The organism is Rothia sp. HMSC08A08, assembly GCF_001808385.1.
In the GTDB taxonomy this organism is placed as follows: Bacteria; Actinomycetota; Actinomycetes; order Actinomycetales; family Micrococcaceae; genus Rothia; species Rothia dentocariosa.
Map to the genome: position 1 here is coordinate 14465 of NZ_KV793084.1, position 14392 is coordinate 28856.

Annotated in this window: 11 protein-coding genes and 1 pseudogene; all 12 read left to right on the top strand. The window is 55.9% G+C overall.

From position 1 onward, the window contains the following. The first annotated feature begins 184 nt into the window (after positions 1-184). Positions 185-2644 carry a metalloregulator ArsR/SmtB family transcription factor gene (locus tag HMPREF3164_RS10370; RefSeq protein WP_070450901.1) on the top strand — a complete coding sequence of 820 codons (2460 nt, stop codon included), beginning with the start codon at positions 185-187 and terminating at the stop codon, positions 2642-2644. 109 nt (positions 2645-2753) lie between these two features. Next, a complete protein-coding gene (locus tag HMPREF3164_RS10375) occupies positions 2754-5660 on the top strand; it encodes an FCD domain-containing protein (protein WP_070450903.1) in 2907 nt (968 codons plus the stop codon). Positions 5661-5972: 312 nt separating this feature from the next. Further along, entirely contained in the window at positions 5973-6071 is a 99-nt protein-coding gene (locus tag HMPREF3164_RS11005) for a 30S ribosomal protein bS22 (protein ID WP_005504750.1), read from the top strand. Between the two features lie 239 nt (positions 6072-6310). Beyond that, positions 6311-6565, top strand: a complete 255-nt coding sequence (locus HMPREF3164_RS10380; RefSeq protein WP_070450905.1) for a glutaredoxin family protein — start codon at positions 6311-6313, stop codon at positions 6563-6565. Positions 6566-6621: 56 nt separating this feature from the next. Further along, positions 6622-7311, top strand: coding sequence for a histidine phosphatase family protein (locus HMPREF3164_RS10385; protein WP_048754359.1), 690 nt, complete (start codon positions 6622-6624; stop codon positions 7309-7311). Between the two features lie 70 nt (positions 7312-7381). Next, the gene (locus HMPREF3164_RS10390) at positions 7382-8023 is read left to right on the top strand and encodes a TlpA family protein disulfide reductase (RefSeq protein ID WP_080513849.1); all 642 of its coding nucleotides are present in this window, start codon (positions 7382-7384) and stop codon (positions 8021-8023) included. Next, positions 8016-9032 (top strand): cytochrome c biogenesis CcdA family protein, encoded by a 1017-nt coding sequence (locus HMPREF3164_RS10395; RefSeq protein WP_048754358.1) that lies wholly within the window; start codon positions 8016-8018, stop codon positions 9030-9032. The genes HMPREF3164_RS10390 and HMPREF3164_RS10395 overlap by 8 nt, the downstream gene beginning before the upstream one ends. A 15-nt stretch (positions 9033-9047) precedes the next feature. Next, positions 9048-10802, top strand: a complete 1755-nt coding sequence (locus tag HMPREF3164_RS10400; RefSeq protein WP_239664695.1) for a cytochrome c biogenesis protein ResB — start codon at positions 9048-9050, stop codon at positions 10800-10802. Positions 10803-10805: 3 nt separating this feature from the next. Beyond that, on the top strand, positions 10806-11918 hold the full coding sequence (gene ccsB, locus HMPREF3164_RS10405) for a c-type cytochrome biogenesis protein CcsB (RefSeq protein ID WP_048754357.1): 1113 nt from the start codon (positions 10806-10808) through the stop codon (positions 11916-11918). Positions 11919-12240: 322 nt separating this feature from the next. Next, a complete protein-coding gene (locus tag HMPREF3164_RS10410; RefSeq protein WP_048754356.1) occupies positions 12241-12705 on the top strand; it encodes a hypothetical protein in 465 nt (154 codons plus the stop codon). An 8-nt stretch (positions 12706-12713) separates the two neighbouring features. Then, entirely contained in the window at positions 12714-13541 is an 828-nt protein-coding gene (locus HMPREF3164_RS10415) for a hypothetical protein (RefSeq protein WP_070450907.1), read from the top strand. A 271-nt stretch (positions 13542-13812) separates the two neighbouring features. Further along, positions 13813-14392 (top strand): annotated as a pseudogene (locus HMPREF3164_RS11240) (hypothetical protein); the annotation flags it as partial.

The following is a 14392-nucleotide window of genomic DNA, read 5'->3' on the forward strand; positions in this document are numbered from 1 at the left end:
GAACGGTTGTTGTGGTGCATGCACTGTACGGGCGTGTATATGCCCTAAACGGTATATAGCTAGAACGGAATATTATGAGCATTTGGTAATATACGCGGAAAGCTTAGCGAAAAACCGCGTAGTTTCGGGCTAGAACCCATAAAACAGGTATCGAGCATACGCCGAAATATGTCATAATCGCTATATGCAATCAGACGTTTTTTCAGTGATCGCGGACCCCACCCGCCGCAATATCGTTCATCTTCTGGCTGAACAAACACGTACTGTTGGTGCCGTTGTTGAGCACTTGAACATGAGCCAACCCACTATCTCAAAGCACCTTAAGGTTCTACGTGAGGCACGGGCAGTCACCGTGCTGGTCGAGGGGCAGCGCCGCCTCTATTCGCTGAACCCTGAAGTATTTGACGAGATCACCGCCTGGGTTGCCGATATACAGGCGATTGCACACAGCACGAAGGAACAGCGGGAGTCGCAGATTAAACAGGCTTCCGTGATTGAGGTTGTCGATGTTGTCGAGTCCTCAGACGATGACACCGCAAAAACCGAAAAGACTGAAAAGCCCAGCGCCGAGGCCAAGACTGAGAAAACTGCGCACGCTGGCGAGTCTGAGACCGACAAGCAAAAACAGCAAGATACAGAGCAGCGCCCTAAAGCTACCGGTAAAACCACCGAGGAAACCGCTGGTGAAGCTGCCACTGCCCATGCTCAAGATGTACAAGATCAAGATAAGACCTCGGATTCGGATGCGCCCGCCCAGCCCGTTGAATCCTCCTCCGTCGTTGAGCAGCCTGAGCCGACGCCTCAGGAACGTGTATCCAAGACCCTTTCGCAGCGTAAGCGTTTCGAGGCTTTCCCCGGTTCTACCGGTTCCGCGAACGCTGGTGTGAAGCCCGGAGCGAGCCTTTCGGGCGAGCGGGATGCCGAGAAGGCTTCCGGGCAGAAAGATCGCGATGGGCAGGGCGCTTCCCACGAGACTGGCGCTCATGATTCGCACACTGAGGGCGAATCGTCTGCTAAGAAGAAGACGACGACCGCCGCGATTGCAAAACCCGCCATTTTTGATGATGAGGCACGTTCTGCCGAGAGTTCGGTGACCTCCGGTCTGGGGCCGAAGACCTCGACTAAATCCGCCGCGCGCATCGTGTCAAAACCCGCTCAGCAGGCGGCACCCGCCGCATCGGAAGAGGGCACAGAAACCGCCGGAACCGTTGAGGAAAACGAATTTATTCCCATGCGTCCTTTCACGCCTTCGGGGTCTTCCTATCAGGAGAAACCGCAGCAGTCCTATGGGTATGACGACGGAATTGATGACGGTCAGCAGGGGTTCTCGCCCGAGGCTCGCGGTTTTGTTCCCCGGTCAAAGTCGCAGGATAAGACCGCACAGGCAAAGCCTGAAGCAGTAAAGAGCGAGAAGACCGACAAGAGCGTGTCAGATCAGAAAGGCGCTGAACCGTCTGTGAAGGGCACCGAGCAGACTAAGGCTCCCGCGCGTTCGCACGATACGAAGCAGCCTCACGTTGAAGCACAGACTCAAGAGCGCACGCACGTCTCAGGCGCTCAGCAGCCTGCCCAGCAATCCGAGGGTGCTAAGCCCGCGAAGCCGAGCTCCGCCGAGTCTAAACAGACCTCTCACGCCGCGAAGGCCGAAGCGCAGAAGCCCGTGAAGGATGCTCACAAGAGCTCTCAGGCAAAGCCTCAGAAACCCGAATCACCTTCGCCGCAGGCTCAAACCGCCGCGAAAACAGAATCGACTCAGGCACAATCGGTCCGTGAAGAGGCTTCTGCCTCGAAGCCGGGTTCGGAACGGGCGGCGCAGGCGCATACCGGAAAACCCGGTGCGAAAACCGAAGCGCACACTGGTTCTCAAGAAACCCCAGCCCAGGCTGCGAAACCCGCCGAATCCCCGATACAGGCGGCTGCATCCGAGAAGAAACCCGAGGATAAGCCCGCCGAAACCACTGCGACCAACGCACAAACCGCCGCCCAGCCCGGCACATCTTCTACCGTGAGCTACGGCATCGACACTGCCGAAAAGAGCACGGAAAATGGGGAACGTGCGGTACAGGGTACTGCGCAGAAACAGCAGGCTGAGAAGGGCCAGGGGAGCGCTGGCTCGCCCGAGACCAAGGAACCGGCAAAACCCGCAACGGTTAGGTCTGCTAAAGGTACCGCCTCCACAGGTGCTGCAGCAAAAACTCAGGAGCCCGAGAAAAAAACGGCGGCTCAGGTGGAAGAGCCATCGTCAACCGCTCAGGAGCCGCAAAAATCGGGTGCTGAAACCCCAGCAGAAGCCGCCCCTGCCGCCGCACAGAATATGACGCAGGCACAGTCCGAAGAGGCTAAGGCAGTGGAAGCTAAACTCGCCGAGAATGCGCCGGTCAAATCAGATTCCGTGACCTTCACAGCGGTGCTGCCCGTCGTCACCCCGGAAATGAGTTCCGTGCAGGGTGCCCGTCCTCAAGAGGACGAAGAGGCAGCCGATGCCACTGAGAAGACGAAGAGCACGGCATCCGAAAAATCTGGTAAGAACGAGGAACTTCCGTACCAGACACAGACGGAATACACCTCAGCATTCGGCACTGCAGATACCCCGAAAGAACCCCCGCGCGGGCTGCTTTCACGCGTTTTCGGAAGGCGCCGGTAACATGGATATTTCACAGCATACGTCTCGTGGTGTTGTGCGGTATAGACCGCACGCGTGCACGACGGTTCTCATAGCATCCCACCTCTAACTCGTATAAACGGAGTTCTCATTGGCTATTCATCGCAAGATTCTGCGCTGGCTTGAGACCGAGCTTTTTGAAGGCAATATTCAGCTCGGTCAAAGCCTTCCTGACGATCAGCGGATTGCCCACGCCATCGGTGTGGGTCGTTCCCGAACCCGAGATGCACTCAAAACCCTTGAAGATATGGAATTGATGCGCCTGTACTCTGGGCGCGGTAAAGAGATCATTCCTTATCTCTATGAGGAACCGGCAGCTGCGGCCGCGGGACCCATTCGTCTGCACATGTCTACATCGCGCTACCCAACCCGCGATATGCTGCAGACCCGCATCCTGCTTGAGAGCTGGGCGGTATCTAATATTGACCCCGACAAGGTCTCATTTGATGAGGTTGATGAGGCCCTTGAGACGCTCCAAGACGATACTCTGAGTATTGGCGAGTTTCTTGACCAGCTTTTGACCTTCCACCACCGGCTAGTGCGTTTGGCGGGTAACGAACTGGTCGTGGGCTTGCTGGTTGCGATCCGCCAGTCTTCCTTCGATTCCCTGCTGTCGCTTATGGGACGTTTGCCGCTGTGGAGCAGCACGATGACGCGCATCCGGGTGGAAAACCGTGCCATTGTAGATGCTGTCAAAGACGGCGATGCCCGCACCGCGCGCGAGCTAATTGCCCACCAGCTGCAAGAGCTATACTCCGAAGCTGGCATAGAACTGGATCAGGCAGCAAATACTCCGAACGGTATGCCTGGTGACCCCTCTGAGGACGACGAGGAATTCCAGGAGGAGGAATACTCCGAGGAAAGCACTGATTCTTCCGAAGAGCCTGAAGCCGACGCTGACGTTGAAGAACACGAGGAAGCGGAACCAGAGCAGGATACCGACGAGAATATTCCCGAATCAGAATATAAGGCCGAACAGGAGAAATCTCCGGCCGCGCAGCTTCCAAAAATTATTCGTGAAGGAACCACCGTTTCACGCCGTCGTCAAGGACGTATGCGCGTGCCGACCCCGGTGGCTGTGGGCTTTGAGGAAGACGAAGTAGAGGAAACCGCATCCGCCGAGAACACGGGTGATACTCCTACGGCTGACATTCCCGAGCAGCAGGAAACCGTCGAGAGCACCCACGAGTCTCCGATCGATCCCCTGGAGGAAACCGCGGCGCACGAACCCCAGCTTGAGAGCGTGCAGCCCGAATTTGAGGATGACGTTCTGCCGGTTGACGAGCCCAGTGAGTCTGCATCTGACGATGCACAGGACAAAGAGTCTGCTGAAGAGATAACGGCAGAAAAGGCTCCCGACAAGTCTGCTGATGGCTCCGAAAAATCCAAGTCTTCGGAAGAAACACAGGACGACTCTGCCTCTCACGAAGACTCAACTGAGGGCGCCGAGAATAAAGACGCTGAAGAGACACCCGACGAACAAGAACCCGCTCGGGAAGTCTATGTCGAGAAGGCTCCGGTGGGTAAAATCTCCGCCGAAGAGCTTGTGGCGACCGGCCTTATTCCGTGGCGCACCATGGGACAGCAGGCCGAGAACGGAACCTCGACCCAGGCTGAAGCTGAGGGCGAGGACGATGTTATTCGTGCACCCCTGCGCCGAAACGTGCCGCCCGTGCGACCCGCACAATTCTCACCGCGCAAGTCCGAAAAGCCAGAGACACCGGAGAAGCCAGCGAGCGAGCGCATCAGCCTGATTCGCCGCGTTCGCCATTACTTCGGTCTTGATTTGCCGCATACCCAGGCGGTCAAGCTGGTTGAGGCGCAGGAGGCGGCCGAGCAGAAAGCCGCAGACAACGCGAAATTTGCGACAGAACCTCCCAAGGTAGAGCCTAAGTCCGCTTCTGCTTCATCGCCTGAGGATGCCCCTGCCGCTGCCCCCGCCGAGGCCTCCAAGTCTTCGGCGGCTGAGCAAGAGCGGGAAGCTTCCACAGAACCGAAGAAACCAGCGGCGGAGCCCTCACCGGCGAAGGCGGCAGAGGCTCCCAAGCCTGCTGAGGCGTCGAAACCCTCGAAGCCATCGAGTGATGCAACTTCTAAGAGCGCCGAGCCCGCGCCAAAGGCAGCACCTTCGGATAAGACAGATTCGAAGTCTGCTAAGCCTGCGGAAAAGCCCGCATCCGCCCCTGCACAGAGCGTAGATTCGGCGAAGCGCGAGAAACCCGCAGTAGAGACCCCTCAGACGGATTCTTCTGTCCCTGTGAAGGCAGAACCTTCGGATGCGCCCGTTCAGAGGGCGGCGGCGAATGTCGAGTTGGAGGAAACTCCGGAAGAGATACGTTCTGAGTTGCAGAGCGCGATTACTCTGGACGAGCCTTCGCCCGATTCGGTGCCGACCCCGACCGCTGAGCCCGTGGCGGTTAAACGCCCCAATCGCAAGGATTCAGATTCTCAGGCTCCGGCAAAGAATGTTTCGGTTGCGGCTGCAGCTATACCGCAGCCCGTTCCAGCAGTTGCCCGCCCGGAAACGGCTAATCTGAGCGGTGTCGATTCGACTCCGGTTGCTCCTGCGGTGAACGAAACTAAGAATAAGCCTGTGGAATCTCAACCCAAGCAGAAGGCTCAGGCAGATACCGAGAAAACACCAGTAAAACCCGCCCCGTCACCTTCGGAAATTGCCCAGGCATCGGCAAAACCGGCTTCGAAGAAACCCGAGACGAAAAAGCCTGCGCCCGTAGCAGGTAGTGCCTCGAAGTCTGCATCCGCTAATAAGAAGGCTCTGACTGCGGTAGACGCTAACGGTGCTCCGAATCCTTTTGAGGGCTTCGATGTCCTGGGAGCTGTCGAGCGTGCGCATGCGGCGGAAGCGGCTGCTGCTCAGAAGAAGCAGGCTAAGACGCAGGGATCCGCAAACGAGGCTAAAAAACCGGCCCAGAACGGTACTTCTAAGGGCGCCAGTGCCCTCTCGAAGGGGAAGAAGAACCGCAAGAGGCGCCACTAGCGCTATCACGCCACCATCTGGGGCGGCGGGAACTCGGGAGTATGCAACCCGTGGTTCTCGCCGCCTCATGTATATCCGCTGCGGTGGAAAAGACATCGGGGGCGAGAGAAAGCTCGCAAAATCGAAGGTTTTCTGCCCTTCAAATGGTGAAAATAGGCCATTACCTTGTACCCTAGGAAGGTAGCGTTCTCAAAACGCTTGGGCACTGCTGTGCCTAAAATGCCTTTTAGAGCGTTTATACCGGTATAAACATACCCGGGTAGCTACCAAACCGGTTTGGTTTGGCCGGGTCTAGAAAAGTGAGGAAATCCTATGGGTTCCGTTATTAAGAAGCGCCGCAAGCGTATGTCCAAGAAGAAGCACCGTAAACTGCTTCGCAAGACTCGCCACCAGCGCCGCAATAAGAAGTAATTAAGGCTTCTGCGCCCCGCATCTAGCAGGTTCAACCGCAAGGATGCGGGGTGTTTTGCCTCTGGCGCACCAGTGCATGTGGCGCTGTGACCTGTATATATTCCCGACCGAGCATATGTGCGAACAAGAATATAGAGCACAGGGGAACATAACTATCAGACATATATCGCGGGCAGGCGTGGGCACACAAGATCGCGCGGCAGAACCTCAAGAAGCTGCACGGGTATACACTGGGAACTATGCCTGAACCTGTCATTGAACTTTTGACCCGTCCCGGGTGCCATTTCTGCGAGGATGCGCGCCTAACCGTGAGCGAAATCTGCGCCGAGTACGGTCTGGACTATACTGAGCTCGATATTACCGATAACCCGGATCTGCTCAAACGCCACGAGACCGAAATTCCGGTGCTGCGCATCGACGGCGAAGCGAAGGATTTTTGGCGTATTAACCCCAAACGCATGCGCAAGATTCTCGACAAGAAACTTGCCCGCTAACCGGACACTTCGCAATATATTTTGGGGTAGCGCCGAAAGTCTGAGAAACTGAGAGAATGACTACTCAGCCCACGGTTACGGTTCACCTGATGCGCCACGGCGAAGTTCACAACCCCGAACGCATTGTCTACGGTCGTCTGCCGCACTACGCTCTCTCTGAGAAGGGGCAGCAGATGGTGCGCATGAGCGCCCAAGAGTTTGCTCAGCGCGCGCAGGACGGTGCCAAGATTGTGCATCTGGTATGCTCACCCTTGCTGCGCACCCGCGAATCTGCCGCGCCAATCACTGAGCTGCTGGGTCTGGAGGCTCATGCGGATCAGCGGGTTATCGAGGCCGATAACTATTTTGAGGGCGAGCACGTGACCAGGCAGGGTCTTCTGCGCAATCGTAAACACTGGGGCAAACTCTACAACCCTCTGCGCCCATCCTGGGGGGAACCGTACCTTGACCAGGTAAAACGCATGGCATCCGCTATTCAGGATGCGGCACGCGCCGCCTACGACAAAGGCGGCGAAGGCGCACAGGCGATTATTGTCTCGCACCAGTTGCCCATCTGGGTCACCCGCCTGGGGTTAGAAGGCCGCTTGCTGCAGCATGACCCGCGCACACGCCAGTGTAACCTTGCCTCGGTCACCTCCCTCGACTTTAAGAGCACGGATTTTGACCATGAAATGCCGCAGGTGAGCGGATACTCCGAACCCGCCTCGCCCCTGTACGGCGGTGTAATTCAGCTTCCCGGAAGCTAGTCTCCTATAGTTTAAGAACGCAGGCCTTCGCACACACCGATGCCGCCGCCAGCTGGCACGGAAGGAAAGCATGAACCCTATGCCAAAACCCACGACGCCGAATACCCCACTCACTCGCCGCGCGCTTCTGCACACGGGCGTGGGTATTTGCGCCACCGCTGCCGGTGCCGTGCTCCTCTCGGCGTGCTCATCCAGCGATGATTCCCTGGCGAAACAGGCAAATTCGGGTGATAACAAAGGCTATATCGCGGGCGATGGTTCCGTCACCGAATACCAGGAAGCCGAACGCGGTGACCCTGTCGCCTTCACCGGCGAACTCTTCGACGGAAAAACCGTAACCGCCGAATCCCTGCGCGGTAAACCGGTACTGCTGAACTTCTGGTACGCCGGATGCGCCCCCTGCCGCGCCGAAGCGCCCGACCTGCAGAAACTCTCCGAAGAATTCAAAGATAAAATCGCCTTTTACGGCGTGAACGTGCGCGACGAGAAAAACACGGCGGAAGCCTTCGAGCGTAGCTTCAACGTTACCTACCCTTCTTTCAAAGACGTTACGGGCAAGGTTCTTCTCTCGCTCAGCAAATACGTACCCGCGCAGGCGGTGCCCACCACCGTGATCCTGGACGAGAAGGGGCGCGTGGCATCCCGCGTGCTGGGGCAGGCTAACCCGTCCATCCTGAAAACCCTCGTCGAGACCGTGACGAAGGGTGCCTAGCGTGCCGCACACTCCCGTTCAGCCGCTCATCGCTATCGCCGGGGTTGGTGCTTTACCTGTGGCGAGCATCAGCTCGACCGTGCTAGACGGCTCGCTGTGGCTGTCGATACCGCTTGCCGCGCTCGCGGGGTTTATTTCTTTTGCCTCCCCGTGCGTGCTGCCCCTGGTTCCAGGGTATTTGGGATATGTTGCGGGACTGGCCGGGGCGAATATACCGGCAACGGGTGCATCACAAGCTGACGGGCATGCGGCGGAGCCCGTGGATGCGAAAACTTTCGCCCTCGTGAACCCGGCGGCGGCGCGGCGTTTAGCGCCAACGGCACCTCAAACACAGGATGTAGTAGACAATCACAGCGTTTCTGCGCCTATAACAGCAGAGAGTAAAGCTCAGACACCGAATGAGTATGCTGTAACTCGCCGCAAAGCCACCTGGCGGTTACTCGCCGGAGTTGCCCTGTTTATCGCGGGATTCTCCGCTATTTTCGTGCTTCTCTCGGTTGTCCTCGCCCAGCTCGGCGCCGCACCCTGGCTCAAGGGGCAGTCCTGGGTCACGATGATTCTGGGCGCGTTGGTTGTGCTTATGGGAGTCATATTTCTGGGCGGGCTTTCAATCTTTCAGACCGATAAGCGCCTGCATCGCCGCTCGATCACCGGGCTGTGGGGTGCACCGATTCTGGGCATAACCTTCGGGTTGGGATGGGCACCCTGCATCGGGCCGACCTTCGCGGCCGTGCAGACCCTCGTATATACGGGCGGTTCCGGCACCGGCAAGGCAGTCGTTCTGACTCTCGCATACTGTCTGGGTCTGGGCGTTCCCTTTCTGCTCGTGGCATGGGGCATGGGCAGGGGAGTGAGCACCCTGGCGTGGGCGCGAAAACATCGCCTAGGCATACAGCGGGTGGGCGGTGCCGTACTCATCCTGATCGGGGTACTGCTCATGACGGGGCTGTGGACCGAGCTGATGTCATGGATACAGGCGGCATTACCCGCCTACGAACTACCGATCTAAGAAAGGAGGGCTGTCATGGTTTCCGAACACAGCGACGATGAAAACACTTCAACAGAGGCAAAGGATACAAACACTGCAAACCGCAAGGCGGGCAAAACCGCAGATGCCGGGCGTGCCGTGAACGCATCCGAGAAGACCGAGAAAACCGGTAAACCAGCGCGCAAGGATGCGCCAGCCCTCGGGTTCGTGGGCATGCTTCGCTGGTGCTGGACTCAGCTGACCAAAATGAACACGGCGCTCATGCTTCTGCTTTTGCTGGCGGTTGCAGCGGTGCCTGGCTCGATTTTCCCCCAGCGTGTCCAAGACCCCACCAAGGTTACCGATTACATTAAGAACCATCCCGGCTGGGGCGAATTTGCCGATAAAATTCAGCTTTTCGACGTGTTCTCCTCGGCATGGTTCTCTGCCATCTATCTGCTGCTGTTTATTTCGCTGATCGGATGCGTAACCCCGCGAGCCATCAAACACGCGAAAGACTGGCGTAAGCCACCGGCACGCACCCCCAGAAACCTTTCCCGTATGCCGGTGCACCGTCAGCTTGAGATTCCCGTGGTGGATGCTGGGCTGAATCTGAGTGCCAAGGGTGCGATTGAGGATGCGGCGCGCATCCTGAAAAAGAGCCACTACCGAGTTGAAATTCGGGACGAAGAGAACGAATACTACTCGGTCGGTGCCGAACGCGGGTATCTGCGCGAAATCGGCAATATTCTCTTTCACGTGGCGATGATTGGCATTCTGGTAGGGGTCGCCTTCGGGTCGCTCTATGGGTACCGCGGACAAAAAATTCTGGTTCAGGATGAAACTTTCGTCAATTCGCTGATTGGCTACGATTCGTTTACCCCCGGCACGAATTACAACCCCGACTGGCTTACCCCGTATGCGGTGACGCTCAATAATTTTCAGGTGCGCTACGACCGTCAGCAAGACAGCCACACCTACGGGCAAGACCTCGATTACAAGGCGGAGCTGACGGTGCACGACCCGCAGGGCGGCACCGAGCAGAAGACCCTCAAGGTGAACGAACCGGTCGATATTGGCGGTACCAGCATTTTCCTCTCGGGTAATGGTTATGCGCCCGTGGTGCGAGTGACAGACGGCGAAGGTAAAGTCGCCTACGAGGGTGCCGTGGTGGGAATTACCACGGACGGTAAATACACCTCATCGGTGGTGCTCAAGGTTCCGGACGCCAAGCCCAGCCAGCTAGGTTTTGTGGGCATGTTCCTGCCTACCGGCGACTATGCGCGCGGCACTACCGTACCCCACTCGGTAGATTCCGCCCCCGCAAACCCCATGCTGATTTTCCAGTCCTATTCGGGCGATCTGGGGCTCAACTCGGGGCAGCCGCAGAATGTGTACGTACTCGATACCTCTAAACTGCAAGAGCTGAACTCCATGGCACAGGGCAACGGCATTGTACTGAGTGCGCAGAATCCCGAAGCTGCGCTGCCCGATAACAAGGGAAAGATCGAGTTCTTGGGGTATAAACGCTATGTCGGTCTGGATGTGCGCCACGACCCCGGGCAGAATATTGTTCTGTACTCCTTTGTGGTCGCGTTCGCCGGGCTTATCGTCTCGCTTTTCGTGGCGCGCCGCCGTGTATGGGTGCGTGCCCACACCGCCGATGGCGTGCTTGTGGTCGAATACGGTCTGCTGGCACGCGGGGAAGATCCGCGCCTTGCGAACGAGGCTGAACGCCTCACCGATGCTTTCGCCGCCGCTTGGGGGCTAGAATTTGATGATGATAACCATGATGAAAACGAGGGTAAGTAGCCGATGCTGAACGACTCATTAGCGCGCTCCAGCGAACTATTTATGTACATTGCGGCGCTGATTTACACCGTCGTTTTTATTGCGTTCACCTCCGATGTGGTGGCTAACTCGCGCGTGACACGGCGTCTGGAAGGGCGCCCTGAGAGTACTGCACAAAAACCCACCGTCAAGGCGAAGGTCAAAGTTGGTGCGGGCGCTGTTTCTGACGCATCCGCAACGGCGAATACCTCTGCGGATACGGTTCGCACGAGCGGTACCGAACAGGGCACCGGCGAACGCGGCATGGGGTATAAGGGTGCTGCCGCACGGGCTCTCGAAGGTGAGGTTGCCGATTCTGCGATGCTGTACACGGGCGTTCGCCGCCCCGCCGCGCGCATCGCCGTGGTTGTGATGGTGCTTGCTGCTCTCGTGCACACCGCTGCCGTGATAATGCGCGGTATCGCGGCGCAGCGCGTGCCCTGGGGGAACATGTACGAGTTCTGCACCACAGGCGCGCTCATGGTGTCTGCGGTGTTTCTGATAACCCTCATATTCCGCGATGTACGCTTCGTGGGCACGCTGGTGTCTGGGCTTGTGCTCATTATGCTGTGCGCCGCCACAATTGGTTTCCCCACGCCGGTAGGGCATTTGAAGCCTGCGCTGCAAAGCTATTGGCTGGTAATTCACGTATCGATTGCGGTGTTAGCATCCGGGGTGTTCACGATTACCTTCGCGATGGCGGTACTGCAGCTGGTGCAGACTAGGCGCGAGCAGCGCATCCTGAACGGGAAATCGGGTGGATGGGCGTTTATGCGCTTGGTTCCGAGCGCCCAGGCTCTAGAGAATTTTGCGTTCCGCATGAACGCGCTGGCATTTGTGATGTGGACGTTTACGCTTGCCGCCGGTGCGATTTGGGCGAATCACGCGTGGGGACGCTACTGGGGCTGGGACACCAAAGAGGTGTGGACCTTCGTGATCTGGGTGGTGTATGCGGCGTATCTGCATGCACGTGCCACCCGCGGCTGGGCAGGCCCCCGCTCGGCATGGCTGTCTATTATCGGCTATGCATGCATTATCTTTAATTTCACGGTTGTGAATATTTTCTTCTCGGGTTTGCATTCATATTCGGGGTTGTAATCGGGATAATAGTGGATAACGGAATACTGCAGTAGTTTTGAAAATTTAAGTTCATAAAGCGTGTGGACGGGGTCGTGTAACCCCGTCCACACGTTTTATGAGAAGCAGCTTCACTCAAAGACCCAAAAAGATTACAAAGAAAGTAATTGTGGGTCATTAAAATATTTGACGAATATTCTGGGTTCTTATTGGAGACCTTCGTATAATGGTGATACCGAACGGTGTATGGCATACGTTTGAGGATAACCAACCACTGTGAGCCGTCCTCAAGCTACCCTGAGATATCTACCCGGTCAACCGCTGGAATGCTGTCAAAGATGTCATGTGTCCGGTTTGTTCCGGCAGCGTGCGTATCGCGGGCTGGAAACCTCTGGTGGGTAATTCTACGACGAATGCGGGTTTGGTGGCGTTGTCTGATGCGGCGAAGAAGTATTGGGTGGATAGGCTTTTGAATTTTGAGGGTGCTCCTGCGTATCCTGTGCCGTCTCCTGGTCCTTCTCCGGTTCCTTTGAGCGTTGATTCTGGTGGTTCTGGTATGTCCGGTGGCGAGGTTCAAGTTCTGGAGCCGGAAGATATACGAGAGCCGGGCGATGTTCAGGCTCCTGAAGATATTCGTGGGTCTGAGAATGTGCAAGGGCCTGAGGGTATTCAGGATCCTGTTGGTGTGCAAGATTCTGAGGGTATTGTTTCGGGTGAGGAAAAATTCTCTGGTGCCGATGGAGTTTCTTGGGATGAGGATGTTGATCCTGTAGAGGGTTCTGATGTTGAGTTTGTGGGTGGTGAGTAGGCGTGCGGGTGCGTGTTCGGGATTGTGTGTATTGGGGTTGGGGTCCGTTTTGGGCTTTGGTGGTGCAGGTGTTGATTTGGTGGCCTATTGTGGGGTTGGTGGTGCGGGTTGCGCCGTCGCATCCTATGATGGGTCCTCATTTGCCGTTTTATGTGGTGTTGTTTTCTTTGCCGTTTGTAGGTATTGCGGTTAATTTTTGTTTATTTCGGTTTTTGCATCCGCGGCGGGCGTTAGGGTGGATGGTGCCTGTTGCGTTTGGTTTTATGTTTTTGTTTGGTCTTTTCCCGATGCCTTTTCGTGGTATGTCGATGCTTGGATTTGGGTCTGTGGTGTGTGGTTTGTATCCGGGTATTTTGTTGAATAATTATTATGAGTTGTATCGTGTGGCGAAGATGTCTCCGGAAGAGGTGGAGGAGTATCGGCGTGAGCATGAAGCTCGGGAAGCTCGCGAGGAGCAACACGAAGAAAAGGCGGCTGATGTTTATGTATCATTATTATTTTTAATGTTTTTTGTAATCGTTGGTTTTTTTGCGGTGGGTATTCCGGCGATGCATTGGAAGGGGTACGATCCGTCCCCAATGATTTTTCCTGCGGTGATAGTGACAGTAGCCGGTATGGCGGTGTCGGTATTGGTGAAGCGTGTGTTGGAGTGGAAGGTTCCGGGGTGGGTGTATGCTGTGTTGCTGGTGGTGAGCGTGGTGGGTGTGTTGTGGGTGTGGGGTTATCCGGTGGTGTTGTTGGTGGCTCCATGGTGGGTTGCTTTTTGGATGGGAGAGGGTTGGCTAGGGCTGGTTAAGGATACTATACGTCGTAAATTGGGTAATATCACAAGATAAGTCTAGAGTTGAACATCTGACGCATATTTTTAATGGAATAAAAATGTAATATCTAATTTTTACAGAAAATGGTATGAATAGTTGGTTTATTTTTTCTAGAGCATATTTATTCTGATTAAATTCTAGTTTGATTTTTAGTAGGTTGATGTTTCTTGCTTTTAGCAATTGGTATGATTATGCGGTTCTGGGGGAAATGTATGTTCGGATAATTTACTTGTAAGGTTTGCTGTTGGTGTAGTTGGGGTCTTATCCGCAGAAAGATGGTGAAAACATGGTGGGGGAAGGTGAGATGTTTTTGGGTGTTCGGAAAGAGTGGTTGGCTACGATTGATTGGTGGAGTTCTGGGATTTTTATTGGGATTTCTCAGTTTTTGATTGGGTGGCCTTTGCTGGGGTTTATTCTTCAGACGTCGCGTTCTCTTCCGGTGGGTGAGAATGTGTTGTTTTATGGGTATGTGCTGTTGTTTCCTGTGTTTGGGACGGTTTATACTGGGTGTCTTTTTTATTGTCTGAATGCTAGTACTGTGTCGCAGCTGATTTGGTTGGCGTCTCCTCATGTGGGGATGTTGGTGGTGGGGATTTTGCCGTATCCGTGGAATCTTCCGTCTATGTTTGGGTTTGTTGCTGTGGTGACGGGGTTGTATCCGGGGGTTTTGCTGTATCAGTTGTTGGAGTTGCGGCGTCGTAGTCGGATGTCGCCGGATGAGTTGGAGGTGTTTCTTGCGGAGCTTGAGGTTCGGGAGGTAGAGGCACAAGAACGGGAGCTGAGAACTGAGAGTACGTTTATGTCCTTTGCCTTTATGGTGATGCTATTCATGGTTGGTTTTTTTGCGGTGGGTATTCCGGCGATGC